The following is a 25,889-nucleotide window of genomic DNA, read 5'->3' as shown; positions in this document are numbered from 1 at the left end:
TGGAGGAGAGCACATGACCCTGAGCGTGCGCGACCTGAGGGTCCACTACAGGACCCTGCGCGGCGAGGTGAAGGCCCTCGACGGTGTGAGCTTCGACGTCGCCGACGGCGAGATCCTCGGCCTGGCGGGCGAGTCCGGGTGCGGCAAGACCACCCTGGGCAAGAGCCTGATCAGGATGGACGGCCGGATGCGGCTGGCCGGGGGCACCGCCGAGCTGGACGGCCAGGAGCTGCCGATCGGCGACGACCGCCGGATGAACCGCTTCCGCTTCGCCAGGGTGTCGCTCATCCCGCAGTACTCGATGAGCGCGATGAACCCCACCCGGAAGATCGGGAAGATGGTCGGCGAGCTGCTCGCCTCCCGGGGCGAGAAGCTGGACCGCGCCGAGCTGGAACGCCGCCTGGACCTGGTGGAGCTCCCGCGCGACGTGCTCGGGCGCTACCCGATCGAGCTGTCCGGCGGGATGAAGCAGCGGATGGTGATGGTCATCTCCACCCTGCTCGACCCGTCCCTGCTGATCGCGGACGAGATCACCTCCGCGCTCGACGTGTCCACCCAGAAGGCCGTGGCCAGGACCCTGGTGGAGTTCCGCGACCGCGGCTTCGTCCGCAGCATGATCTTCATCACCCACGACATCTCGCTGACCTACCAGATCGCCGACACGATCATGATCATGTACGCCGGGAAGCTGGCCGAGAAGGCCCCCGCGGGCGTGATCGTCAGCGAGCCGCGCCACCCGTACACCCGGATGCTCATCTCCTCGCTGCCCGAGGTCGGCGTCCGGCACGCCGAGCGCAGGCTGTCGGGCATCCCCGGCAGGCCGCCCTCGCTGCTCGACCCGCCCACGGGCTGCCGGTTCCGGGACCGCTGCCCGCTGGCCTTCGAGCGGTGCGCCGAGGAACCCCCGCCGATCGAGGTCGCCCCCGGTCACCACGTCGCCTGCTGGAAGGCCTGACATGCCCGCGCCGGAGAGACCGGCCACGCCGAGCCCGTACGCGCCCGCAGGAGTGAGACGATGCTGAGCCTCGAAGGGGTCACCAAGACCTACCGGGTCGGTGCCTTCGGCACCTCCACCCTCACCGCCGTCGACGACGTGAGCCTCGACCTCGCGCCGGGGGAGGTGGTCTCCCTCATCGGCGAGAGCGGCAGCGGCAAGACGACCCTGGGCAAGACGGTCCTCGGGCTGCTCTCCCCGACGAAGGGGAGGATCACCCTCGACGGTGAGCGGGCCAGGCCGGGCAAGGCGTACTACCGGCACGTGCAGGGCGTCTTCCAGGACCCGTTCAGCTGCTACAACCCGGTCTTCAAGGCCGACCGGGTGCTCACGATGATCAGGAACGAGTACTTCCCCGGCGTCGCCGACTCCGAGTGGCAGGGCAGGATCGAGACCTCTCTCTCCGACGTCGGCCTCGACCCCGGCCAGATCCTGGGCCGCTACCCGCACCAGCTCAGCGGTGGCCAGCTGCAGCGCCTGCTGATCGCCAGGGCGTTGCTGCTGGACCTGCGGTACCTGGTCGCCGACGAGATCACCAGCATGCTGGACGCGTCCACCAGGATCGACGTGCTCAACCTGCTCGCCGACCTCAAGGCGCGCGGGCTGGGCGTGCTGTTCGTCACCCACGACCTGTCGCTGGGCAACTACATCAGCGAGCGGGCCGTGGTGCTGTACCGGGGGCGGGTCGTCGAGTCGGGTTCGACCGCGGCCGTCTTCGGCAACCCCCTGCACCCGTACACGATCAGGCTGCTGTCGTCGGTGCCGAGGCTGACCAGCCGGTGGGGCGGCGAGGAGGACACCGCGTCCGCCGAGGTGCCCGAGCCGGACGACCGGAAGGGGGCCTCCACGCTGGTGGAGGCCGAGCCCGGCCATCTCGTCCGGCGCACCGGCGGCGACACCGACGCCGGCACCGCATCGCTGAGGAGCGCGCGTTGAGCACCTACCGTCCGCTGCACGACGGGTGGACCCTGCGCCAGGTGGACGGGGACATCCGCGGTGTCCCGGCCGCGGTGCCGGGGTGCGTGCACACCGATCTGCTGGCCGCCGGGCTCATCGAGGACCCCTACCTGGACGACAACGAGAACCGGCTGACCTGGATCGGCCGCTGCGTCTGGGAGTACGAGACGGTCTTCGACTGGCGCGACGACGGGCACGAGCGCGCCGACCTGGTCTGCGAGGGCCTGGACACCGTCGCCACGGTCGAGCTCAACGGGGTGCGGGTCGCGTCCACGGCCAACCAGCACCGCTCCTACCGGCTGCCCGTGCGCGAGCTGCTGCGCGAGGGTCGGAACACGCTGCGGGTCCGCTTCGACTCCCCGGTGGCCTACGCCGAGGCGCGCCGGGCCGAGCTGGGGGAGCGGCCCGGTGCCTACGAGGCGCCGTACCAGTTCATCCGCAAGATGGCCTGCAACTTCGGCTGGGACTGGGGCCCGGCCGTGGTTACCTCCGGCATCTGGCGGCCGATCGGGCTGCATTCGTGGAGCGGGACCCGGCTGGCCGGGGTCCGGCCGCTGGTGCGCACCGACGGGCCGGACGGCCTGGTCGAGGTGCACGTCACCCTTGAGCACTCCGGCGGGCCCTTGTCGTCCGGCCGAACCCCGGTGGTCGTGACGGCCTCGGTCGCGGGCGTCCGGTGCGAGGCGCGGCCGGCCCCGGGCGAGCGCGAGACCGTCCTGACGCTGCGGGTGCCGGACGCGGAGCGCTGGTGGCCGCGCGGGTACGGCGCCCCGCACCGCCACGAGCTCACGGTGGACCTGCAGACCAAGACGCCCGGGACACTCGACGGGCCCGGAGCGCCCGGGGCGCAGCGGGAGGGCTGGACGGGTCTGATCGGTTTCCGCGACGTGCGGCTGGATCGCACCGACGACGCCTTCACCCTGGTCGTCAACGACGTGCCGGTGTTCGTGCGCGGCGTCAACTGGATCCCCGACGACTGCTTCCCCTCCCGCCTCACCCGTGCGCGGCTGGCGGAGCGTTTCGGTCAGGCCGTCGGCGCGAACGTCAACCTGCTGCGGGTCTGGGGCGGTGGCCTGTACGAGAGCGAGGACTTCTACGACCTGGCCGACGAGCTGGGCCTGCTGGTCTGGCAGGACTTCCCGTTCGCCTGCGCGGCCTATCCCGAGGAGGAGCCGTTCGCCTCGGAGGTGGAGGCCGAGGCGCGCGAGAACGTCGCCCGTCTGGCCTGGCGTCCCTCGCTGGCGCTGTGGTGCGGCAACAACGAGGTGCTGGAGGGACACGCCGACTGGGGCTGGCGCGAGAGCCTGGGCGAGCGTACCTGGGGGGCGGGCTTCTTCCACGACCTGCTTCCCGCGGTCGTGGCCGAGCTGGACCCCACCCGTCCCTACTGGCCGGGCAGCCCCTACTCCGGCGACCCCGGCCTGCCGCCCAACGACCCCTCGCGCGGGACCCTGCACATCTGGGACGTGTGGAACCGCGAGGACTACACCCGCTACGGCGACTACCGGCCCCGCTTCGCGGCCGAGTTCGGCTTCCAGGGCCCGCCGGTGCACGCCACGCTGCGCGCCGCCGTCGGCGGCGAGCTGGCCCCGGACGCGCCCCTGGTGCTGCACCACCAGAAGGCGCACGAGGGCAACGCCAAGCTGCTGCGCGGCCTGGGTGAGCACCTGCCCGCACCGGGTGCCTACGACGACTGGCACTACCTGACCCAGCTCAACCAGGCCAGGGCGGTCGTCCACGGCATCGAGCGGTTTCGCGCGCTGGCCCCGTACTGCTCGGGCACGATCCTGTGGCAGCTCAACGACTGCTGGCCGGTCACCTCCTGGTCGGCCGTCGACGGCGCCGGGCGGCGCAAGCCGCTGTGGTACGCGTTGCGCCGCGTCTACGACGATCGCCTGCTGACCGTCGTCGACGGCGCCGTGGTCGTGATCAACGACGGCCCGCGGCCGTGGGCGGGCGAGCTGGAGCTGTTGCGGCTGGGCCTGGACGGTGAGCCGCTGGCCAAGGAGACGTCCGTCGTCGAGGTGGCCCCCCGTTCGGTGACCACGGTTCCGCTGCCCGGCGCGGTCGCGGTCCCGGGCGATCCCGCGTCCGAGCTGCTGGTGGCCCGGCTCGGTGACCGGCGCGCGGTCTCGTTCTTCGCCGAGGACACCCGGGTCGCCTTCCCGGCCGCGGCCCACCGTACCGAGGTGACCCCGGTGCGGGGCGGTCTGGACGTCACCGTCACGGCCGTGACCCTCCTGCGCGAGCTGGCATTGTTCCCCGACCGTCTCGACCCGGCCGCCTCGGTTGACGACATGCTGGTGACGCTGCTGCCCGGGGAGAGCGTCACCTTCCACATCGCCACCGGACGCGACCTCGACCCGGCCGCGCTCGTCACCCGCCCGGTCCTGCGCTGCGTCAACGACTGAACGGCCCGCCCGGCCCGCCCGGGGCGCGGCCCCGTGTCCGGTCACCGGGCGGCCCCGGATCACCGGCGGGGCCGCCCGATCGGCGGACCCGCCGCGTCCCGGAGCGTGGACCCGCACACGCGGAGGCCGGGCGGCCCGTTAGGCTTGACGCGCACATCCGACGACTCCGAGAGAGATCATGAAGACCTTCGAAGAGCTGTACGCCGAGCTGTCCGACAAGGCGCGCACCCGGCCCGAGGGCTCGGGCACCGTGGCCGCGCTGGACGCCGGGGTCCATGCCATCGGCAAGAAGGTCGTGGAGGAGGCCGCCGAGAGCTGGATGGCGGCCGAGCACGAGTCGAACGAGCGGGCGGCCGAGGAGATCTCCCAGCTCCTCTACCACGTGCAGGTCCTCATGATCGCCAAGGGGATCGGGCTGGACGAGGTCTACAAGCATCTGTGAGCCGGTGCGCCCGGCTCCGGTCTCGCAGGCAGATCCCGTCCACACCTAAGGAAGCTCGTCATGCTCCGTCTCGCCGTACCCAACAAGGGCGCCCTCACCGAGGGTGCCCAGACGATCCTCAAGGAAGCCGGATACCGGGCCCGCAAGGACAGCAAGGAACTCGTGGTCGTCGACCCGGAGAACTCCTGCGAGCTGTTCTTCCTGCGTCCCAAGGACATCGCCGTCTACGTCGGCGAGGGCACCCTGGACGCCGGGATCACCGGCCGTGACATGCTGCACGACTCCGGCGCGCAGGTGGAGGAGCTCATCCCGCTCGGCTTCGGCCGCTCCACCTTCCGCTTCGCCGCCAACCCCGGTGACTTCGACTCCGTCGCCGACCTCAAGGGCAGGCGCATCGCCACCGCGTACGCGGGCCTGCTGGAGTCCTACCTCGCCGAGCGGGGCGTCGAGGCCCGGGTGATCAGGCTGGACGGCGCGGTCGAGACCGCCATCCGGCTCGGCGTGGCCGACGCGGTGGCCGACGTCGTGGAGACCGGCACCACGCTGCGCAACATCGGCCTGGAGGTCTTCGGCGAGCCGATCGCGCAGTCCGAGGGCGTGCTGATCAAGCAGGTCGGCGCGGCCGAGACGCCCGGCCTGCGCCAGCTCATCCGCCGCCTGCAGGGCGTGCTGATGGCGCGCGACTACGTGATGATGGACTACGACATCCGCGCCGAGCGGATCGAGGAGGCCATCACGCTCACCCCCGGCATGGAGGGCCCGACGGTCTCCCCGCTGCACCGGGAGGGCTGGGTCGCGGTCCGCGCCATGGTGCCGCGCAAGGGACACCAGCAGATCATGGACGAGCTCTCGGAGATCGGCGCCAAGGCCATCCTGGTGACCGCCATCTTCGCCTGCCGCGTCTGACCCTCCGCGTCCGACCTGTCGCGTCCGGCGCGCCGCGCCGGGCACGACCGGGCCGGGAACGACCGGGCCGGTGACGTCCGGCCCGGCGGCGACCGGGTCAGGAGGGCTCAAAAGGACTCGGGAGGACTCAGGAGGACAGGGCCGCGGCCTCCTCGGCCTCGATCTGCTCGTTCCACTCGCGCTTGGAGGAGCGCCAGGCCTCGTCGTCGCGGCCCAGCCGCCAGTAGCCCGAGATGGACAGCCGCGACAGCGGGACGCCGCGCTCGGTGCGCAGGTGGCGCCTGATGTCGCGGACGGCCCCGGCCTCGCCGTGCACGAAGGCGTGCACGACGCCGTCGGGGAAGTCGAGCTCGCGGACCGCGGTGACCAGCGCCTCGCCGTACGGGGCGTCCCCCCGGTGCAGCCAGACGATCTTCACGTCGCCGGGGGAGTCGAGCCGCTGCTCCTCCTCGGGGCCGGCGACCTCGACGAAGGCCCAGGCCGGGGCCCCGGCGGGCAGGTGCTCCAGGGCGACGGCGATGGCCGGCAGCGCGCTCTCGTCACCGGCGAGCAGGTGCCAGTCGGCCTCGGGGTCCGGGGTGTACGCGCCACCGGGGCCGAAGAAGTGCAGCTCGTCGCCGGGCCGGGCCCGGTCGGCCCACGGCCCGGCGAGGCCGCTGTCGCCGTGGTGGACGAAGTCGATCGTCAGCTCGCCCGCCTCGGCGTCCCAGCGGCGGACGGTGTAGGTGCGGGTGGTGGGCCACTGCTCGCGGGGCAGGTCGCGGCGGACGGCCTCCATGTCGAACGGCTGCGGGTAGCTCACCCCGGCCGGGGCGAACAGCAGCTTCACGTAGTGGTCGGTGTACTCGTCGGCGCGGAAACCGGCCAGGCCCTCGCCGCCGAGCACCACCCGGATCATGTGCGGGGTGAGCCGTTCGGTGCGCAGGACCCGGCCGGTCGTCACCTTCCGCGCGGGGCGTTCAGCCTTGTCGTCTGCCATGTGGTCACTCCCGGGGGTGCGAGTTAGGTAAGCCTAAGTCCCACCTTACGTCACCGGAGGGTGGAGACGGCCTTGACGGCCTGGTCGACCTGCTCGGGGGTGGTGACGATCCCGGGACCGAAGCGCAGGTAGACCTCCTGGTACGGGGTGACGCTGGTGACGATCCGGTGGTCCCTGCGCAGCCTGCCCGCGGCGGCCGGGGCGTCCACGCCGTCGATCTCGCAGCAGACCAGCCCGGCCGACAGCTCGGGGGAGCGGGGGGTGACCAGCCGTACGTTGGGCAGGGCGGCGAGCCCGGCCTTGAGCCGGGTGGCCTGCTCGGTGATCCTGGCGGCCACCCGTTCCCTGCCGATCTCCCGGTGGAAGGCGAACGCCTCGCCCAGTGCCCAGCGGTGCTCGAAGCTGTGGTAGCCGCCCGGGGTGGCGACCAGCCCGCCCGGCCCGTACGGCCGGTACGACCGCCCGGCCTCGTCGCCGGCCTGGAGGTCGAGCCTGCCGGAGAAGGTGGGGATCACCGGGAGCATCGCGTCCCAGGCCTGCCCCCGCCCCCACAGCACGCCGGTGCCCCGGGGGCCGAACAGCCACTTGTGGGTGCCCGCGACCAGGAAGTCGCAGCCCAGTTCCGCGACCTCGTCGGCCACGGCGCCCAGGCCGTGCACCCCGTCCACGCAGAGCAGCGCCCGGTCGGCGGCGTCCCTGTCCCGGTTGGCCTCGGCGATCATGTCGGCGATCGCCCTGACCGGCGTCCGCACCCCGGTGCCCGAGTGCACCCAGGTGATCGCCACGACCCGGGTCCTGGGGCCGATCCCGGCCCTGAGCCGGGAGACGATCTCGTCGGCCGAGGCCGTGGCCGGGTCGTCGTACAGGCGGACCCTGCGCACCGGGGCGCCGGTCCTGGCGGCGAGCAGCCGCAGGCTCTCGTGGGTGGCGTAGAAGTCGTGCTCGGTGGTGAGCACGTCCTGGCCCGGCAGCAGCCGCATGCCGCCGTAGAGCAGGCCCAGGCCCATCGTGGTGCTGTCGGTCAGCGCCACGTCGGGGGCGTCGGCGCCCAGGTAGTCCGCGGCGGCCTCGCGCACGGCGTTCTCCCGGTCCTCGCCGTGCAGGTAGGCGTCGGTGTCGGTGTCCAGGCCGCGCCGGTGCTCCTCGATGGCCCGCCGCACCGGTGCCGGGTGGGCGGCCAGCACGTAGGCGGCGAACTGGGCGTGGGAGGGGTCCAGCGGGAACTGGGCGCGTACCGACTCCCAGTCCTGGGGGTCGAAGGGCGGTGGCTGCTTCCCGGTCGCGGGGTCGCGGGCGGGGGAGGCGGCGTCGGAGGTGCAGCCGGTCAGCGCGGCCCCGGCCAGCGCTCCCGCGCCCAGCAGCCCGGTCCCGAGCAGCCTGCGCCGTCCGACGCGAGGTCCCTGATGGTCCATGCCGTGCCCCTGTCACCCCGCCCGCGGCCCCGATCGCCGTCCTGATCGTGACCCTCTGCCCTGTACGCCCCTTCCTATCGGGATCATGCGTGCCTGCCAAGGGGCGTCGTCGTGAATCTACAACGTAAAGGCGTCGGCGCGTTGAACCGGCCCGCACGGGGGTGGAGCGTTCCGGAGGGTCAGTGGCGCATGGCCGCGACCTGGCGGATCAGGTCGGCGACCCGGACGACGCCCATGCAGCGGCCGACCTCGTCGGTGACGACCAGGTCGTCGTAGACGCGCTCGGTGTCCCGGCCCGCGACCTGCATGGCCGCGATCACCGGGGTGGTCCTGGGGACCGTGCGGGCCGGGTCGGCCAGCCGTCCGGCGGGTTTCCTGCCGTGCAGGGCGTGGCCGAAGCGGCCGGCGATGGAGAGCAGGAAGCGGCTGCGGTCGAGGCTGCCCGTGGGGCGCTGGTACTCGTCGACGAGGATCACGCTGGTGATCGACGGCTCTCCGCCGAAGGCGTTGACCACGGCCTCGGCGCTCGCCTCCTGCGGGAGGGTGACCGCGGGCAGCAGGAACTCCTGGACGCGCGGGCCGAGCACGGCCCCCGGAGCCTTCGGCTCGACCACGGGCAGCGGCACGCGCACGCGGCCGGACGGGCCCGGGGTCAGCAGCGGCCCGTGCGCCAGCCGTACCCCCCAGCCGCGGACCGCGGCGAGCTGCGCCTCGTCGTGCACCCCGGGGGCCAGCACGTGCGCCCCCGTTCCGCGGGCGAGGGCGGCCAGGCCCTCGCCGATCGCGGCGCGGCGCGGGTCGCGGGCCGCCTGGGCGACCAGGTCGCGGGAGAGCACCGCCAGGTACGGCGCCGCGTCGGCGAGCAGGTCAAGGGGGATGTGGCCGCCGCCCAGGTCGCCCACGGCGATGAGGTAGCCGATGGCGCGCAGGCCGTCCAGCCCGGTGAGCAGGGAGCCGCGCTCGAACTGCGCGAAGTCGCCGCGCACGGTGAGGATCACCTCGCGGGGCCTCCGGCCGGACGCGCGCAGGGCCTCGTGCAGCGGCGCCAGCGCGGCCGAGCCGCCGATGACCGCGGACGTCGGCAGGGTCAGCAGCAGCGGGAGCGGGACGTCGCCCCCGGCCAGGGCGCGTACCGTCTCGACGGTGGAGGAGATGTTCCCTCGGTGCCCGCCGTCGGCCTGAAGTGCGATGACGCCCCCGGTGTCGAGGTCGACGACGGGGGTGACGCCCACCGGGGCCGTTCCCGGCATCCCCGCCGGGGCCCCCGGGACGGGTGCCGTCAGGGGCGGCGCGGGGGTGTGCGGGGCGGTGTGCGCTCTGGTCGTCACGTTCAGATCATGGGGCATCCCTTAACGTCACAAAAGTGACGCACAGTTATGTTCACCGATATTTCGCCATCCGTTGTGGTCGTCCGGTGAGATCGCGGGCTCACCGGGGCGCCCGGTAGTGTCTCGTTCCATGACGTCGCGACCGGCCAAGGGGGGAGGCCGCTGGGTCTCGGTGGCACCCGAGCGGCTCAACCGCTGGATCGACGGCTTCGTCGACCGGCACGGCCCGCCGGAGGTGACGGCCTCGCCCGGCGTGGTGCGGCTGGCGGGCACGGACGGCGCGGTGGCCGAGTGCCAGGTGCCCTTCCCGCCCCTGACCGGCTCCGGGGGCGGGCCGCTGGGCCGGCTGGTCACCCATGTGCGCACCGAGCGCAGGATCGGCGTGCTGCTGGTGCGGCTGGGCGGCCACGCGGCCGGGATCTTCCAGGGGGAGGAGCTGGTCTCCTCCAAGGTCGGCTCGCGGCAGGTGCACGGCCGCAGCGCCGCGGGCGGCTGGTCCCAGCGCCGCTTCGCCCGGCGCAGGGAGAAGCAGGTGGACCAGGCGCACGAGGCCGCGGCCGAGGTGGCGCTGCGGATCCTGGTCCCGTACGCGGACGGGCTGGAGGCGGTGGTGCTGGGCGGTGACCGGCGGGCGGTGGACGCGCTGCGGCCCGACCGCAGGCTGGCGCCGGTCTTCGCGCTGGAGGCCGAGCCCTTCCTGACCGTCCCGGACCCGCGGCTGGTGGTGCTCAAGGACACCCCGGCCCAGTTCCGCGCGGTCCGCATCCGGGTGACCGACCCCGCCTAGCCTGGTCCGCACCGAGGTGACGGGCCCCGCACGGCCCGGTCCGCATCCGGACGACCGGTGCCGTACGGCCGGGGCCGCGCGGGGACGGCCGGTTCCGCGTGATCGGGTGCGTGTCCGGCTGAGGGCCGTCGTCGACCGTCCGGGTGAGGGCCTCCGTTAATGGAGGAGAAGAGGGCCGGTGACGCGCCGTACACTGATCGGTATGCGCACTCCCGATTGACCGTCGTCCCGACGAAGGCGAGACGGCCGAGCCGAGAGCCGGGAGACACAGGGCGCGGCGGGTTCGGCCACAGTGAAGCGGACCTGTGTATTTCCTGCTGGGAGTGTTCTCCAACCATGATCGTAGCTTCTGACATCGAACTGAGGGCCGGCGCGCGGCTGCTCATCGAGGGTGCCTCGTTCCGGGTCAACCCGGGCGACAAGATCGGGCTCGTCGGCCGCAACGGGGCCGGTAAGACGACGCTGACCCGGGTGCTCGCGGGGGAGGGGTCTCCCGCGAGCGGCACGGTCTCCATCACCGGCCAGGTCGGCTACCTGCCCCAGGACCCGCGTACCGGTGACCTCCAGGTGCTGGCCCGGGACCGGATCCTGTCGGCCAGGGGGCTCGACCAGGTGCTGAACGAGCTGCGCGAGGCCGAGCTCGGCATGTCCTCGGCCGACGACCGCACCCGGGACCGCGCGGTGCGCGCCTACGGGCGCCTGGAGGACCGGCTCCACGTGCTGGGCGGGTACGCCGCCGAGTCCGAGGCCGCCTCCATCGCCTCCAGCCTGGGCCTGCCCGACCGGGTGCTCGGCCAGCCGCTGGAGACCCTGTCCGGAGGGCAGCGCAGGCGGGTGGAACTGGCCCGGATCCTGTTCAGCGGGGCGGAGACTCTCCTTCTTGACGAGCCGACAAACCACCTAGATGCAGACTCAATCGGGTGGCTTCGTGATTTTTTACGATCTCACCAGGGCGGCTTGATCATTATCAGCCACGACGTGTCACTTCTTGAAGCGACGGTAAACCGCGTTCTGCACCTGGACGCCAACCGCGCGGTGATCGACACCTACAACGTCGGCTGGAAGGCCTATCTGGCCCAGCGGGAGACCGACGAGAAGCGCAGGCGTCGTGAGCGGGCCAACGCCGAGAAGCAGGCCTCGGCCCTGATGTCGCAGGCCGACAAGATGCGTGCCAAGGCCACCAAGGCCAAGGCCGCGCAGGACATGCAGCGCCGCGCCGAGCGCCTGCTGTCGGGCCTGGAGGTGGAGCGGCGCAGCGACAAGGTCGCCAAGCTGCGCTTCCCCCAGCCCGCCCCGTGCGGGCGTACGCCGATCATGGCCGAGGGGCTGTCGAAGTCGTACGGCTCGCTGGAGGTCTTCACCGACGTCGACGCCGCGGTGGACCGGGGGAGCCGGGTCGTGATCCTGGGCCTGAACGGCGCGGGCAAGACCACCCTGCTGCGCATCCTGGGCGGGATCGAGCAGCCCGACACCGGCGCGGTCAAGCCCGGTCACGGTCTCAAGCTGGGCTACTACGCCCAGGAGCACGAGACCATCGACCCCGAGCGCACCGTGCTGGAGAACATGCGCTCGGCCGGGGGAGAGCTCCCCGACGTGGAGCTGCGCAAGGTCCTGGGCTCGTTCCTGTTCACCGGGGACGACGTGGACAAGCCCGCGGGGGTGCTGTCCGGCGGGGAGAAGACGCGGCTGGCGCTGGCCACGCTGGTGCTGTCCGCGGCCAATGTGCTGCTCCTGGACGAGCCCACCAACAACCTCGACCCGGCCAGCAGGGAGCAGGTGCTTTCGGCGCTAACGTCCTATTCTGGGGCGATTGTGCTCGTCACGCATGATGAGGGTGCTGTGGAGGCTCTACGGCCCGATAGGGTGATCTTGCTGCCTGACGGAATCGAAGACGCGTGGAGCGAGGAATTTTCCGATCTTGTGGCACTTGCCTGATCTTAATTTGAGCGGGTACGGATCTTTTCCCATGGAGTAGGTAGCCGATCTCGCTGAAATGACTGATCATGGCGTGTGTAACGCTGCGGAAGTCTGGCACTACAGGAGGTACTCGTGGCCGACACACTGAAGAAGGGCACCCGGGTCACCGGGGCCGATCGTGAAAAACTGGCCTCCGATCTCAAGAAGCGATACAGCGCAGGTGAGAGCATCCGCGCCCTGGCCGCTTCGACCGGCAGGTCATACGGGTTCATCCACCGCATCCTGAGCGAGTCCGGTGTGACTCTGCGCGGGCGCGGCGGAGCCACCCGAGGCAAGTCAAAGCGCTGACCCCGCCTCGGAACGCGCGACCGCAGCCGCTCGATCCCCCACACGCCGACGCCGTCCCCGCCCGGACCTGTAGAACCTCATTCTGGAGAGTCGATAGGCTCGGGCGAGGCGGAGACGGAAGGCGGGAGAAGAGGCGATGGTGGGAGTGTCGTTCGGGGGGAGTGCGGAGGAGATCTCTCTGAAGGAGGTCGGTCTGCGCTACGAGGTGGACGGCGAGATCGCGACGATCACGCTGGACCGGCCGGACAAGCGGAACGCTCAGACGTTCGCGACCTGGTCGGCCCTGGCGGACATCGGTGACGGCCTGCCGCAGCAGGTGAGGGTCGTCGTGATCAGAGGTGAGGGGCCGTCCTTCTCGGCAGGGATCGATCTGAGGATGTTCACCCCGGAGGGGGTGCCGGGGCAAGGGTCGTTCGCGTCCTCGGCGGCACTCGGGGAGGCGACGTTCGCCGACCGGGTGACGCAGGCCCAACGCGGTTTTCTCTGGCTGAGGCGTCCCGACATCGTCTCGGTGGCAGCGGTTCAGGGCCACGCGATCGGTGCGGGGTTTCAGCTGGCGCTCGCCTGCGACCTGCGGGTCCTGGCGGACGACGCCAAACTGTGCATGAAGGAGCCCGCCCTGGGCCTGGTCCCCGATCTGACCGGCACCAAGCCGCTGGTCGACCTGGTGGGACTGTCCAGGGCCATCGAGATCTGCCTGACCGCCCGTGTCGTGGGGGCACAGGAGGCGGCGCGGATCGGGCTGGCCGAGCTGGTCGTGGCACCGGAGGAGCTGGACGAGGCCGTACGGGACCTGAGCGCCGCGCTGCTGGCCACGAACCGTGACGCCGCGACGGCGACCAAGCGCCTGCTTCAGGGCGCCTCCGGCCGCACCCTGACCGAGCAGGCCGCGGCCGAGGGCCGCGAGCAGGCCGCACGGATCAAGGCGCTCTTCGGGGAGGGGGGCGGCAGGGCCCCCGCGTAGGCCCCGGACGGCCGGGAGGTCGCGTTCCCACCGGCTCCGGGTGTTCGCCCGGAGCTGATCGGGGAATGGGCGTGCCCCTCGCGGTGCTCGCATCGACGAAGGAGGCCGGATGACGATGATGGGCGGGGGCTTCGGGCCCCAGATGATGCGCTCGCTGCGGCGCGACAGCTCGGTGACCAAGGAGCGTCTGGCACCGGGCACGGTCCGGCGCATCGCCCGCTACGCCCGTCCCTTCTCCCGGCACATCGCGGCCTTCCTCGCGCTGGTCGTGGTCGGCTCGGTCATCGTGATCGCCAACCCGCTGCTGATGAAGGCGATCATCGACGACGGCATCGGCGCCAAGCGCACCGGGGTCGTGATCGCCCTGGCGCTGGTCATCGCGGGCCTGGCGGTCGCCGACGCGGCGCTCACCCTGGCCCAGCGCTGGTTCTCCTCGCGGATCGGCGAGGGCCTGATCTACAATCTGCGCACCGAGGTCTTCGACCACGTCCAGCGGATGCCCGTGGCCTTCTTCACCCGCACCCAGACCGGTGCCCTGGTCTCCCGGCTCAACACCGACGTCATCGGCGCCCAGCGGGCCCTGACCAGCACCCTGTCCTCGGTCGTGGCCAACGTGGTCATGCTGGTGCTGGTGCTCGGCGCCATGCTGGTGCTCTCCTGGCAGATCACCGTCGTCGCCCTGGTGCTGCTGCCGATCTTCATTCTGCCGGCCAAGTGGGTCGGCAGGAAGATGTCCGGCCTCACCCGCGAGCAGATGGAGCTCGACGCCGAGATGAGCTCCATGATGACCGAGCGGTTCAACGTCGCCGGGGCCATGGTCGCCAAGCTGTACGGCCGCCCGGCCGACGAGGCCGCGGCCTTCTCCGGCAAGGCCGGGCGGGTGCGCGACGTGGGCGTCACCGTCGGCATGTACGGCACGGTCTTCCGCGCCGCCCTCGGCCTGGTCGCCGCGCTGGCCACCGCCCTGGTGTACGGCGTGGGCGGTGTGCTGGCCGTCTCCGACGTCTTCGAGCTGGGCACCCTGGTGGCGCTCGCCGCCCTGCTGATGCGCCTGTACGGGCCGCTGACGAGCCTGTCGAACGTGCACGTGGACGTGATGACCGCGCTGGTCAGCTTCGACCGGGTCTTCGAGGTGCTCGACCTGCGGCCCATGGTCGCCGAGCGGCCCGGCGCCGAGCCGGTCCCGCCGGGCCCGGTCGCGGTCGAGTTCGACGACGTCCGCTTCACCTACCCCTCGGCCTCGGAGGTCTCGCTGGCCTCGCTGGAGGCGGTGGCCCGGCCCGACACCGGGCCGGGCCACGAGGTGCTGCGCGGGGTCACCTTCACCGCACGTCCCGGCGAGATGGTCGCCCTGGTCGGCCCCTCGGGTGCGGGCAAGACGACCATCACCGCCCTGGCCTCCCGGCTGTACGACGTCTCCTGTGGCGCGGTCCGCGTCAACGGCCTGGACGTGCGCGACGCCACCCTGGCCTCGCTGCGCGACACCGTCGGGGTCGTCATGCAGGACGCCCACCTGTTCCACGACACCATCGGGGCCAACCTCCGCTACGCGCGGCCGGAGGCGAGCGACGAGGAGATCTGGGACGCGCTGCGGGCCGCCCAGATCGCCGACCTCGTCCTGGACCTGCCCGACGGGCTGGAGACCGTGGTCGGCGACCGCGGCCACCGGCTGTCCGGTGGTGAGAAGCAGCGGCTGGCGCTGGCCAGGCTGCTGCTCAAGGCCCCCCGTGTGGTCGTGCTGGACGAGGCCACCGCCCACCTGGACTCCGAGTCCGAGGCGGCCGTCCAGCAGGCCCTGAAGGTGGCGCTGGCCGGGCGGACCTCGCTGGTCATCGCCCACCGGCTCTCCACGATCCGCGAGGCCGACCAGATCCTGGTGGTCCAGGACGGCCGGGTGGTCGAGCGGGGCCGCCACGAGGAGCTGCTGGCCATGGGCACGGTCTACGCCGAGCTCTACCGCACCCAGTTCAGCGAGGTCTCCTGACGGGACGCCGCCCACCGTCCGGGCCCGGCCGTCCGGGCCCGTCCCGGGTGGCGGGGAACGGCCCCGAGTGGATCTTCAAGCGCCGATGGTGTAGATCATGGGGTCGTGGAAGACCGCCTGAGACGCGATGACCTGACCGACGACGAGTGGGAGTCCCTGGCGCCGCTGCTGCCCGCTCACGCCCGGCAGGGAAACCGGTGGGCCGACCACCGCACGATCATCGACGGGGTGTTCTTCCGCGCCAGGACCGGCTGTTCCTGGCGGGGGCTGCCGGAGACGTACGGGAAGTGGAAGACCGTCTACAACCGGCACCGCCGCTGGACGCTGGACGGCACCTGGGAGACGATCCTGAAGGTCCTGCACCCCGGCGGGAGCGGCGGGAGTGCCGGGGGTGCGGGGGGCGTCCCCGCGGCCCGGGCGGTGCGCCGGTCCGCCCCGCCGGAGGACATCCGGCCCTGGGCGACGTTCGAGGTGCCGAACCGGTGACCGTCCCGGCGGGCGGATAGGCCCGGTCTCAGGAGGGCTGCACGTAGCCCAGGCGGGCGAGCTCCTCGCGGGCGACCTTGGAGACCAGCTCGGTGTCGGCCTCGCGCAGCCGGGTGCGCCAGACGCCGACCTTGGGCACGTCCCTGCCCAGCAGGGCGACCCTGGGGACCCTGGTCTCCAGGAAGCGGGAGAGGCCGTCCACCGTCTCGGCGGGGGAGGAGACCAGGTCCTCGTAGCGCAGGGTGAGCAGCTGGTCGCGGGGCAGCTCGTGGTGCAGGGTGGCCGAGAGCCGGACCGCGCTGCGCCAGCGCAGCGCGCACTTGCCCGCCGTGGGCATCGCCTTCCAGCGCTCGCTGTGCTCGCCGGAGTTGACGCCCAGGAACGGGTTGGGGAACTCCGTCTCCTCGCTCAGCATGGAGGGCTTGAACCAGGCCAGGGCGGCGGGGTCGGCCAGCATGTCGGCGGCCACGTCGCGGCCGTCCCTGATCAGCTGGACGAAGCGGGCGTCGGGGAAGGCCTGCAGCAGCACCGAGGCGCTGTAGAGCAGGTCGGGGCTGGCGTCGCCGAAGCGGGCCACGGCGTCCGAGGTCGTGCACGGGCCCGCCCCGGTCACCCCGCCGGCCTCCCGGCAGGGGGACGGGCACTCCTCGCAGGCGCCGGGCAGCAGCTGCCAGGACTCGGCCAGGGCGTCGCGGAGCACGCGGGTCGCCCCCATGCCCCGTCCGGCGATCGAGGGACGCCGCGCGAAGGCGTAGACGACGTGCGCCACCGCCGCCCGCCCCATGGTGACGTGGAAGCCTGGGGAGCGTTTCAGGGCGCGGGCCAGCAGGTCCGCGCCGGAGTGCGGGGCGGCGAGCACGAAAACCGGCCGGCGGACCTTGATGCCGTTGACCACCAGGATGTGGGGCGGAGGTCGCATATGAAAGCCCAGTGTGGCACCGTTTGCGGGGTGAACGAACCGGCCGCCGGGTCACCGCTCCCACCCCCGCCGCGCCCGGGGGACACGGTGGCCGTGGTGGCGCCGTGCGGCCCTCCCGACCCCGAGCGGCTGGCGCGCGGCGTCCGCGTCCTGGAGGACCTGGGCCTGAAGGTCCGCGTCGGCCCGCACGTGCTGGAGCGGGACCGCTACCTGGCGGGCCCGGACGCGGCCCGGGCGGCCGACCTGCGGGACGCCTGGTGCGACCCCGGGGTGACGGCGGTGTTCTGTGCCCGCGGCGGCTACGGCGCCACCCGGATCCTCGGCCTGCTGGACTGGGACGCCATGCGGGCCGCCGGGCCCAAGGCGTTCGTCGGCTCCAGCGACGTCACCGCGCTGCACGCCGCCCTCGCCGCGGAGCTGGGCATCGCCTCCTGGTTCGGCCCGATGCCGGCCTGCTCCACGATCAGCGACCCCGAGGGGCCCGAGCCGCGCACCTTCGAGAACTTCACCGCCGCCCTCGCCGGGACGCCGCCGCGGATCACCGGTGACCGGGTGATCACCGCCGGCACCGTCACCGCCCCGGTGACCGGCGGCAACCTCAGCCTGCTGGCCGCGCTCTGCGGCACCCCGTACGCGCTGTCGGCGCGGGGGAGGATCGTGCTGCTGGAGGACGTGGCCGAGGCGCCGTACCGGATCGACCGGATGATCACCCAGCTGTTCCAGGCGGGCGCGCTGGACGGGGCCGCGGGGTTCGTCCTGGGCTCCTGGGTGGGCTGCGCCGACCCCTATCCGGTGCTGGAGGAGCTCCTCGGGCCGCTCGGCGTGCCCGTCATCGCCGGTCTCCCGATAGGTCATGGAAAGCCACAATTTTCCGTATTACTAGGGACACTTGGTGTTATTGATGCAGAATCGTGCTCTCTGGCCTACTCAACCGGGGGCGCGGGCACGGCACTCTAGGTGCGAACCTAGGAGGAAACCGGCAGAGGGGGCGCACGCGTGAGATTGTTTCGGCGGCACCGCGACCGGAAGGCCGAGACGCCCAGGCGTCCGGTCGAAGACGTCGACCTCGACTCCCTGCTCGCCCTGGTCGCGGACAATCTCGGCTACGCCTGCGCCTTCGATCCGGACGGCGCCGCCCTGACGCTCACCGGCCCTCGCCGGCTCACGGTACGCCTGGCCGGGCTGCGCGCCGAGGCCCTGCGCCGCTCCCGCGAGGACTGGCCGGTCCTGGTCTCCGGTCACCTGACCCACGCGCTGGCCACCGCGGACGAGCCGTTCGACGCCTGCGACCTGAAGCAGGTCCGCCCGCTGCTGCGGACCCGCATCCAGCTCGACGACGACCTCGACCCGGTCCACGTGGTCGGCCGTCACCTCACCGCCGACCTGGTCGAGGTGCTCACCATCGGCCCCGGCTCCTCCGGCCCCACCGGTTCCTCCGGCTCGGCCGCCCGCCCGGTCCGCCCGGAGGAGGTCGGCTGCTGGCCGATCACTGCGGGGCAGGCGCTCGACCTGGCCCTGGAGAACGCCCGCAGGGACGAGCGGCTCTCGGTCACCGAGGGCGACCTCGGAGGCGTGGCGGTCCGCAGGCTGACCGGCCCCACCGAGGGCGCCGCGGCCCACCTGCGCAGGCTGGGCGACTACCTGCCCGTCCCCTCCGACGGGGTCCTCGTCGCCCTGCCCGACCCGGCCACGCTGATCGTCCACCCGGTCGAGGGCATCGGCGTGGTCCGCGCGATCGAGCGGCTGCGGCTGTTCGCCCAGCGGGAGTTCGAACGGCGGGCCGGGGCCCTCAGCCCGCAGGTCTACTGGTGGCACGCCGGCCGTCTCTCCCTGATCAGGGCCGACCTGATCGACCAGGACGGGCAGACCCGGCTGGTGGTCGCGCCCCCGCCGGACTTCGCCCGCGTCCTGGCCGCCCTGGCCGTACGGTCCGAGGGCGGCTCGGAGGGCTGACCCGCCGCGCGGCGGACACCGGTGGTCCCGGGCGGGTTCCGTGGTCGTCCCGGCTCCCGCCGTACCGGATCCCGGTCCGCGCCTGCCCGCACGGCCCCGGACGGGGGTGCCGGATACGGGATGATGGGGGCGGGATCAACGAGGGGTGGGACATGGCGCAGTGGTGCCTCGGTGTCGATCTGGGGACGAGCTTCTCCGCCGGGGTGATGGCGACCGAGGGGCGCTTCGACGTCCTGGAGGTCGAGGGGGAGCGGCGGATCCCCTCCGCCGTCATGCTGGACGAGCGGGGGACGCTCGTGGCGGGCCGGATCGCCCAGCGTGGCATCGCGATCAGCCCCGAGCGCGTCGAGCGCAACCCCAAACGCTATGTCGGCCGCGGCCGCATGCTGCTGGGCGGCGTCCCGGTGGACGTGGCCGACGCCCTGGCGGCCCTGCTGGAGCCGTTCGTCATCGAGGGCCGGCGCCGGTTCGACGGCGCCGATCCCGACTGCATCGCGCTGACCCACCCGGTGGCCTGGGGTGCCGACCGCAAGGCCGTCCTGCTGGCGGCGGCCAGAAAGGTCGTCAGCGGGGTGCGGATCGCGCTCGTCGACGAGCCCGTCGCCTCGGCCCGCTACTACGCCTCCTCCGGGTGGGCGGCCGGTGGGTCGCGGCTGGCCGTCTACGACCTGGGCGGAGGCACCTTCGACGCGGCGGTGCTCGCCGAGGACGGCGGTGACTTCGCGGTCGTCGGCGAGCCGGGCGGAAGCGACGAGATCGGCGGGGAGGGGTTCGACGAGCAGGTGTTCGCGTTCCTCGGGAGCCAGATCGAACGGTTCGACGCCGACTGGTGGCTGCAGGTGACCACCAACCCCGAGCGTCGTTACGTGAGCTACGCCGCCGATCTGCTCACCATGGCCAGGGAGGCCAAGGAGACGCTCTCGACGTTCGACACCTCCTCGCACTACGTGGTGGGGATCAACGAGGACGTGCACATCACCCGGGCCGACCTGGAGGACCTCATCGGGGAGGAGATCGCCAGAACGGTCGGCATCCTGGAGCGGACGATCCGCGGTGCCGGGGTGGAGCCGGACGAGCTGGCCGCGGTGTTCATGACCGGCGGTCCCAGCCGGATGCCGCTGGTGCAGAAGGCGGTGCGCGACCGTTTCGGCGACCGGGTCAGGACCTACGACGACCCGAAGGTCGTGGTCGCGTACGGTGCCGCGCAGCTGGCCTGGAAACTGAAGGTGGAGCGCCGTGAGCCGGGCGCGCCGGTGCCGGGCGTCCCGGCCGGTGGGCACCGGGCGTTCGTCGGGCCCGGCGGGGGCGCCACCGGGGGGCACGCGGTCACCGGTCCCGGGCCGGGCTCCGGCACCGGGGCCCGTCCCGTCCCCGGGCTCGTCCCCGTCCCCGGTCCCGTTCCCGTTTCTGGTCCCGGCCCTGGTCCCGGTCCAGGGATGGGTCCCGGGCTCGGCACCGGTGGTCACCGTGGCCCCGGTGGTGGAGGCGCCGCGGGGGCCAGGGGAGCGGCGGACGGGCCCGTCGTCCAGGGGATCGAGAAGGTCATGGACGGTGTGCTGGAGGCGCGCGTCGCGGCGGGCCGCGTCCTCGTCCACCAGGCCTTCGGCAACGGGCACGTCCTGCGCAGGCTCGACGGGATCGGCGGCCGTCACGACCGGGAGCTCGCCTTCGGCAGGCTCGTGGAGTGGGACGCCTCCCCGGAGGGCGTCGTGGCGGTGGAGCAGGTCGGGCCCGCCCAGGTGCTGGTCCGTACCCTCACCCTCGACCTGGCCGTCCGCGCCACCCACCCGATGCAGATGTGGGGCGACCCGACCGTGATCGCCCACGGCCGTACCGCCTGGGTCTTCTTCCACTCGCGGCCGGGGGTCCCGGTCGACGCCTCGGTGGGCCTGCCCTGGGGCGAGACCGGGCAGCTCGCCATGATCGAGCTCGACCTGGGCGAGGGGTTCGCCTTCCAGGCCCCCCGGCAGCACGAGCTGGGCCCGTACGCCCGGTGGTTCCTGAACGAGGACAACAGGCGGCGCCGGTTGCTCGACCAGGAGGCGCCCAGCGGTACCGAGCCGTCGTCCTCGGTGGGCGCGCCGGGCTGCACCGTGGTGCTCGGGCAGTTCAGCAGCAACAAGCCGGTGTTCCAGAACATGCATCACGGCTTCCGGCCGTGGCAGGTGCTCTGCCTGATCGACCCCGGCGGCGTGGTCCGCCCGACGGTGCGGGAGCCGGGACGCGCCTGGCTGCACCAGGTGGTCCTGCACCGGGGCAGGTGGTTCACCTCCGGCTCGGCGGGACTGGAGGCCGACACCGCGGACGGCAGGACCCGGCTGGTCATGCCGCGCCCGCGCGGCGGCGCGCTGCGCTGGTTCCCGGCGGGCAACGAGATCTACGCGGTCGGCGCCGACCAGGTGAGCCCCGCCAGGGGCTGGTCGGTCGGCGTCTTCGACCGGCACTCCCAGAAGCCGGAGTTCCTGATGGGCAAGCAGTCGGCGACCCTGGCGGGCCACCTCACCTCCCGGTACCGCTGGGAGCGTCCCCGGCTGGTCGCCGACGGCGACTCGATGTGGATGACCATGCTGGACGCGGGCCGCAGCAGGCTGCTGCACGTCACCCCCGCGGGAGCGCGCGAGGTGCACCGCACGCCCGGCACGTTCGAGCCGGTCGTCCGGGTGCCCACCGGCCTGCTCTGCCTGCACCGTCCCGCCGACCCGGCCGGTGCCACCCGCGACCACCCGGCGACCCTGGTGCACCTGCCGCTCTGACGGTCCGGTGCCCCGCCTCCGGTCCCCGGTCCCCGGTCCCGGCCTTCGGTCCCCGGTCCCGGCCTTCGGTCCCCGGTCTTCGGGAGGTTCGACCCCCGGGGCACACGCGAACGCGGGCCCCGGGGAGGAGGTCTCCCCGGGGCCCGCGGCCGACGACGCGCGTCCTGTGGCCGGTGCTCAGCCCTGGTCGGCGCGCAGCGAGGACACCGGGTGCGGGCCCTCCGTCTCCAGCCGGTACTCCCGGCCGGACTTGCTGCGGTTCTCGTCGATGACGATCTCGCTCGGCGGCTTCTCGCCACCGTGGATGGCCGCCTGCCAGCCCTCGAACCGCTCGTGCATGTCCCTGACGTAGCCGGTGCCGATCGTGGTGAAGTCGATCGTGTCGGTCAGCAGCTGGCGCAGGTACGCCTTGTTCGGCTCGAAGGTCACCGGCGCCGGCAGGACCGGTGCCAGGACCTGCTCGGGCTCGCGCCCGTCATGACGCTTGAACATCTCCGCCGCGAGGCGCAGGTGCTCCAGCTCCATGTTCAGGTGCAGCTCCCAGATGGCCTTGACCTTCGGGTCGGACTCGGTCTCCATGAACGAGTGGTAGAGGTAGCACTCGTTGTACTCGTGGGTGAGCAGCTGCTCCCACCAGGTCTCGCCCGGGTCGACCAGTGACTCGTAGTGGGTGACGTGCTCCTCCTCGATCAGCCCGATCTCCTGGTACAGCTGCCGGGCGATCGGCTCCATGTAGGTGGGGCCGACGTTCATGTAGAAGTTCATGGTCTGCTGCTCGGCCGCCATGATCGTCAGCGCGTGCAGCCGGGAGAGCGGGTCGACGACGTTCTTGTCGTACGGCTCGCGCACGTTGTCGACCGGGTGGCGGTGGTGCAGGTAGGTCGGCCGGCCGGGGGTGACCTCGGTCAGGTTGTCGACGATCTTCTCGGCCTTGCGGTGCTCGATCATCTCGTACAGGTTGGCGTACCGGTACAGGTGGTCGAAGTCCTCCAGGACGCCGAACTCGTAGGCGCGCTTGAGGTAGGGGTCGGGCTCCATCCGGGCGACCCAGGCGGTCAGGTCCACCGCGACCTGCTCGTAGGCGATCGTGGTCTCCAGCACCGACGCCAGGCCGGGCAGCAGCCAGTTGACCACCTTCTGCTGCTGGGCCTCGATGTAGCGGACCTCGGCCAGCTGCTGCTTGACGGCCGGGTCCGGGCAGTGCCGGGCGAACTGGTGGCTGAACATGATCGACTCGACTTCGATGCCGTTCAGCGCGATGATCCGGCACCGGGTGTAGGGGTCGCCGTGATCGGGATCTATGGGGGTGACGTTGAGTTCACGCCAGTTGCGCAGTTGCCTGTCCAGCGGGATGCCCCGCTCCTGCAGGGGGTTGAAGGTCATCTGGCTCTCGCTCCTTCTAAAACAGTGACGAGTGCGGAGAGCCTCCGGTACCCCTCTTCTCAAGGGCCAATCCGGTTTTCGCAAGGGACGATTCGACGTGGCCCTCACGCTGGGGGTCAGCGGCCGAAGTCAGGACACGCCGGTGACGGGGCCGCGGATCCGGGCCGTTCCGGAGGTGCTCCCGGCGGCCTTTTCGGCGGTCCCCCGACGGTCTCCCGTCGGTGCTCCCGGGCGGTGTTCCCGGTGTCGTGATCGTCCCCGGACAGGGGGCCGTGCCGCCGGGCGGCGGAGCGGGAGGACGCGGGGATCCCTCCACTCCTCCGGTGGTTTGGCAGGTCAGGGACGGGGGAGTCCGTCGCCATGACATACGACGTGGTGGTCGTCGGAGGCGGAGCCGCGGGGCTCAACGCGGCGTCGGTGCTCGCCCAGGCGAGGCGGCGCGTTCTCGTGATCGACGCCGGAACGCCTCGTAACGCCCCGGCCGCGCGGATGCGCGGCTACCTGTCCCGGGAGGGGGCCAACCCCGCCGAACTGCTGAGGACGGGCCGCGAGGAGGTGCGCTCCTACGGGGGCGAGGTCATGGAGGAGACCGTCACCGGGGTAGGGCGGGACGGGGAGGAGTTCCTGGTGGAGTTCGAGGGCCGGGCGGGGGTGCGGGCGCGGCGGCTGCTGGTGGCGACCGGCCTGCGTGACGAGCTCCCCCCGGTGCCGGGCCTCGCCGAGCGCTGGGGCAGGGACGTGCTGCACTGCCCCTACTGTCACGGTCACGAGGTGCGCGACGAGCCGATCGCGGTGCTCGGCACCGACGAGGAGGGGCCGGAGCACGCGCTGATGCTGCGGCAGTGGTCGGACGACGTGACGCTGCTGCAGCAGGTGCCGATCGGTGACGAGGACCGGCGCAGGCTCGACGCCCGCGACGTGTCCGTGGTGGAGGGGCCCGTCACGGAGCTGGTGGTCGAGAACGACCGGCTGACCGGTGTGCGCGTCACCGGCCGGGACGTCGTCCCGGTCGCCGCGATGTTCGTCACCCCCGGTTCCACGGCCAACGACGACCTGCTGATCGCGCTGGGATGCGAGATGGACGAGAACGGCTGGGTGCGGACCGACCCCGACGGCCTGACCAGCGTGCCCGGCGTGTGGGCGGCCGGGAACGTCGCCCATGACACCGCGCACGTCATCACCGCCGCGGGAAACGGCCTGGTCACCGCGATCGCCGTCAACGCCGACCTCGTCGAGGCGGACGTACGGGCCGCGCTCGCCGCCCGGGCCGCCGCTCCGGCGGAGCAGGGCGGAAGAAGGGCGTCCTGAACGCGGCACCGCTCCCGTGCCCGTCCTGAACGCGGCACCGCTCCCGCGACGACCGTCCTGACCGCCGCCCCGCTCCCGCGACGACCGTCCTGACCGCCGCCCCGCTCCCGCGACGACCGTCTTCGGTATATTCAGAAAATGGTGAAATTAGATCGGCGTCTCATGCTGACGACCGCGGACATCGCGTTCGCGGACCGGGGAGCCGGCGAACCCGTCGTGGTGCTCACCCACGGCGCGGGCGTCGACCATTCGATGTTCGACGCGCAGGCCGCCTCGCTCGGCCGGCGAGGTGCCCGCGTGATCCTCTGGGACATGCGCGGGCACGGGCGGTCGACGCTCGCGGACGGCTCACGGTTCACGGCCGTCGACGCACTCGGGGACCTCGGCGCGCTGCTGGCCGAGTGCGGCGTCGACGCGCCGGTACTGGTCGGGCATTCCCTCGGGGGCAACCTCGTGCAGGCCTTCGCCCGCAAGCACCCGGACCGGGTGGGCGGGGTGATCGTGCTCGACTCCGCGTGGAACGCCGGTCCGCTCTCGACGTCCGAGCGTCTCGCGCTCCGGCTCGCCGCGCCGGTGCTCTCCCTGATCCCGCGGAGCGTTCTTCCTCGTCTGATGGCACGAGCCTCGGCCGAGTCCCCCGAAGCGGTCGCGCGCGCCGAAGCGGTGTTCGCGCGTATGCCCAAGCCCGTGTTCCTCGACGTGTGGAAAGGTACGGCGTCGTTCGTCGCACCCGATCCCGGCCACCGTTCCCCCGTGCCGATCGCCCTCGTCCGCGGCGGCCGGGATCGTACGGGGAACATCGCCGGGGCGATGGCGCGGTGGGCCGCGGCCGAGGGCGTCACCGAGCACGTCATCCCGGATGCCGGCCACATGGTGACGTGGGACGCCCCCGACGCGGTGTCACGGGTCCTGGCCGAGATCCTCGAAGGGTGGGGGCTCCTGCCCGCGCGACCGGAGGGGCGATCGCTGTGACCCCGGAGCAGGAGCGGTTCGTGAACGCCATGGGCGACACCCTCGCCGGATGGCGGCTTCCGCGGGCCACCGGACGGATCTACGGGTACCTCCTGCTGCGCGACGGGCCTTCCAGCTCCGAGCGGCTGCGTGCCGACCTGTCGCTCAGCTCGGGGGCCGTGAGCACCGCGATCCGCGAGCTCGTGTCGTGGGGGCTGGCCCGTACGATCCCGCAGCCGGGCAGCCGTCGTCTGCTGGTGGAGGCGGCCGGTGGGTTCGAGCAGCTCCTCGCCGCCAGCCACGAGCGCGCCCGTACCCTCATCCGCACGTTGCGCGCAGCCGAGGAACTCACCGAGAACGCCCGGGCCGCGACGCGCCTTCGCGACGTCACGAGCCTGTTCACCTCCTACGTCGACGCCGGCGAGCACGTCCTGCGGGAACGCGGGCGACGGTGAGCCACGGCGACGCTCCGCCCGGCGCAGAAGGCCGCGACGCCTCGCCGGGCGATGCCGGACCGGGTATCGCGGGGACCGCCCCGACCCGGCGGGCGGACCGGCGCAGGCCCCTCTCCTCGCTCACGGCGGACGAGCACGGTCCCGTCATACGACGTGAGACCGGTCATTTCTTCATCCGCGTATCGCAGCCCCGGGAGCCGCGACGCCACGATCTCGATCTCCGATCCGGAACCGGCCGGATGACCGCCCGCG

22 protein-coding genes are annotated in these 25,889 nt (G+C 72.5%); 17 read left to right on the top strand and 5 right to left on the bottom strand.

Annotation, left to right across the window (positions count from 1 at the left end):
* Positions 1-13 precede the first annotated feature (13 nt).
* From ABD832_RS32880 to hisG, 5 genes are all read left to right on the top strand, one after another.
* The gene (locus ABD832_RS32880) at positions 14-955 is read left to right on the top strand and encodes an ABC transporter ATP-binding protein (protein ID WP_344903323.1); all 942 of its coding nucleotides are present in this window, start codon (positions 14-16) and stop codon (positions 953-955) included.
* Between the two features lie 60 nt (positions 956-1,015).
* Positions 1,016-1,930 carry an ATP-binding cassette domain-containing protein gene (locus tag ABD832_RS32875; RefSeq protein ID WP_344903320.1) on the top strand — a complete coding sequence of 305 codons (915 nt, stop codon included), beginning with the start codon at positions 1,016-1,018 and terminating at the stop codon, positions 1,928-1,930.
* The gene (locus tag ABD832_RS32870) at positions 1,927-4,362 is read left to right on the top strand and encodes a glycoside hydrolase family 2 protein (protein ID WP_344903317.1); all 2,436 of its coding nucleotides are present in this window, start codon (positions 1,927-1,929) and stop codon (positions 4,360-4,362) included. The genes ABD832_RS32875 and ABD832_RS32870 overlap by 4 nt, the downstream gene beginning before the upstream one ends.
* 178 nt (positions 4,363-4,540) lie before the next feature.
* Positions 4,541-4,804, top strand: coding sequence for a phosphoribosyl-ATP diphosphatase (locus tag ABD832_RS32865; protein ID WP_012892448.1), 264 nt, complete (start codon positions 4,541-4,543; stop codon positions 4,802-4,804).
* Positions 4,805-4,864: 60 nt separating this feature from the next.
* The gene (hisG, locus tag ABD832_RS32860; protein ID WP_344903314.1) at positions 4,865-5,710 is read left to right on the top strand and encodes an ATP phosphoribosyltransferase; all 846 of its coding nucleotides are present in this window, start codon (positions 4,865-4,867) and stop codon (positions 5,708-5,710) included.
* A 127-nt stretch (positions 5,711-5,837) separates the two neighbouring features.
* Here the strand turns inward: hisG and ABD832_RS32855 are convergent, their stop codons facing one another.
* From ABD832_RS32855 to ABD832_RS32845, 3 genes are all read right to left on the bottom strand, one after another.
* Positions 5,838-6,689, bottom strand: coding sequence for a siderophore-interacting protein (locus tag ABD832_RS32855; protein WP_344903311.1), 852 nt, complete (start codon positions 6,687-6,689; stop codon positions 5,838-5,840).
* A 50-nt stretch (positions 6,690-6,739) separates the two neighbouring features.
* Complete coding sequence (locus tag ABD832_RS32850; protein WP_344903308.1) at positions 6,740-8,101, bottom strand: aminotransferase class V-fold PLP-dependent enzyme; 1,362 nt, start codon at positions 8,099-8,101, stop codon at positions 6,740-6,742.
* Between the two features lie 179 nt (positions 8,102-8,280).
* The gene (locus tag ABD832_RS32845) at positions 8,281-9,429 is read right to left on the bottom strand and encodes an EAL domain-containing protein (protein ID WP_344903305.1); all 1,149 of its coding nucleotides are present in this window, start codon (positions 9,427-9,429) and stop codon (positions 8,281-8,283) included.
* Between the two features lie 130 nt (positions 9,430-9,559).
* Here ABD832_RS32845 and ABD832_RS32840 point away from each other — a divergent pair, with 130 nt between their 5' ends.
* The 6 genes from ABD832_RS32840 (at position 9,560) to ABD832_RS32815 (ending at position 15,915) form a co-directional block, all read left to right on the top strand.
* Entirely contained in the window at positions 9,560-10,216 is a 657-nt protein-coding gene (locus ABD832_RS32840; RefSeq protein ID WP_344903302.1) for an acVLRF1 family peptidyl-tRNA hydrolase, read from the top strand.
* Between the two features lie 336 nt (positions 10,217-10,552).
* Positions 10,553-12,151 carry an ABC-F family ATP-binding cassette domain-containing protein gene (locus ABD832_RS32835; RefSeq protein WP_344903299.1) on the top strand — a complete coding sequence of 533 codons (1,599 nt, stop codon included), beginning with the start codon at positions 10,553-10,555 and terminating at the stop codon, positions 12,149-12,151.
* Between the two features lie 114 nt (positions 12,152-12,265).
* Positions 12,266-12,481 (top strand): helix-turn-helix domain-containing protein, encoded by a 216-nt coding sequence (locus ABD832_RS32830; protein ID WP_344903296.1) that lies wholly within the window; start codon positions 12,266-12,268, stop codon positions 12,479-12,481.
* A gap of 136 nt (positions 12,482-12,617) precedes the next feature.
* On the top strand, positions 12,618-13,445 hold the full coding sequence (locus ABD832_RS32825) for an enoyl-CoA hydratase/isomerase family protein (protein WP_344903293.1): 828 nt from the start codon (positions 12,618-12,620) through the stop codon (positions 13,443-13,445).
* Positions 13,446-13,554: 109 nt separating this feature from the next.
* The gene (locus ABD832_RS32820) at positions 13,555-15,429 is read left to right on the top strand and encodes an ABC transporter ATP-binding protein (protein WP_344903290.1); all 1,875 of its coding nucleotides are present in this window, start codon (positions 13,555-13,557) and stop codon (positions 15,427-15,429) included.
* Between the two features lie 105 nt (positions 15,430-15,534).
* Positions 15,535-15,915 carry a transposase gene (locus ABD832_RS32815; protein ID WP_413224770.1) on the top strand — a complete coding sequence of 127 codons (381 nt, stop codon included), beginning with the start codon at positions 15,535-15,537 and terminating at the stop codon, positions 15,913-15,915.
* Between the two features lie 28 nt (positions 15,916-15,943).
* Here the strand turns inward: ABD832_RS32815 and ABD832_RS32810 are convergent, their stop codons facing one another.
* On the bottom strand, positions 15,944-16,834 hold the full coding sequence (locus tag ABD832_RS32810; protein ID WP_344903287.1) for a sulfotransferase family protein: 891 nt from the start codon (positions 16,832-16,834) through the stop codon (positions 15,944-15,946).
* 30 nt (positions 16,835-16,864) lie between these two features.
* Between ABD832_RS32810 and ABD832_RS32805 the strand changes: the two genes are divergently transcribed.
* The 3 genes from ABD832_RS32805 (at position 16,865) to ABD832_RS32795 (ending at position 21,540) form a co-directional block, all read left to right on the top strand.
* The gene (locus ABD832_RS32805) at positions 16,865-17,791 is read left to right on the top strand and encodes a S66 peptidase family protein (protein WP_344903284.1); all 927 of its coding nucleotides are present in this window, start codon (positions 16,865-16,867) and stop codon (positions 17,789-17,791) included.
* Between the two features lie 39 nt (positions 17,792-17,830).
* Positions 17,831-18,787: a hypothetical protein gene (locus tag ABD832_RS32800; protein WP_344903281.1), complete on the top strand. Its 957-nt coding sequence runs from the start codon at positions 17,831-17,833 to the stop codon at positions 18,785-18,787.
* A 152-nt stretch (positions 18,788-18,939) separates the two neighbouring features.
* A complete protein-coding gene (locus tag ABD832_RS32795; protein WP_344903278.1) occupies positions 18,940-21,540 on the top strand; it encodes an Hsp70 family protein in 2,601 nt (866 codons plus the stop codon).
* Positions 21,541-21,717: 177 nt separating this feature from the next.
* Here the strand turns inward: ABD832_RS32795 and ABD832_RS32790 are convergent, their stop codons facing one another.
* Positions 21,718-22,923: a hypothetical protein gene (locus ABD832_RS32790; RefSeq protein ID WP_344903275.1), complete on the bottom strand. Its 1,206-nt coding sequence runs from the start codon at positions 22,921-22,923 to the stop codon at positions 21,718-21,720.
* Positions 22,924-23,283: 360 nt separating this feature from the next.
* Between ABD832_RS32790 and ABD832_RS32785 the strand changes: the two genes are divergently transcribed.
* From ABD832_RS32785 to ABD832_RS32775, 3 genes are all read left to right on the top strand, one after another.
* On the top strand, positions 23,284-24,231 hold the full coding sequence (locus tag ABD832_RS32785; protein ID WP_344903272.1) for an NAD(P)/FAD-dependent oxidoreductase: 948 nt from the start codon (positions 23,284-23,286) through the stop codon (positions 24,229-24,231).
* 138 nt (positions 24,232-24,369) lie between these two features.
* Positions 24,370-25,203 (top strand): alpha/beta fold hydrolase, encoded by an 834-nt coding sequence (locus ABD832_RS32780; protein ID WP_344903269.1) that lies wholly within the window; start codon positions 24,370-24,372, stop codon positions 25,201-25,203.
* Positions 25,200-25,637 (top strand): GbsR/MarR family transcriptional regulator, encoded by a 438-nt coding sequence (locus ABD832_RS32775; protein WP_344903266.1) that lies wholly within the window; start codon positions 25,200-25,202, stop codon positions 25,635-25,637. The genes ABD832_RS32780 and ABD832_RS32775 overlap by 4 nt, the downstream gene beginning before the upstream one ends.
* Positions 25,638-25,889: the final 252 nt, after the last annotated feature.

The sequence above is a fragment of the Streptosporangium longisporum genome, from assembly GCF_039534895.1.
Lineage (GTDB): Bacteria > Actinomycetota > Actinomycetes > Streptosporangiales > Streptosporangiaceae > Streptosporangium > Streptosporangium longisporum.
Note: the sequence above shows the minus strand (reverse complement) of the source record. Positions and strands in the feature narration are given on the sequence as shown.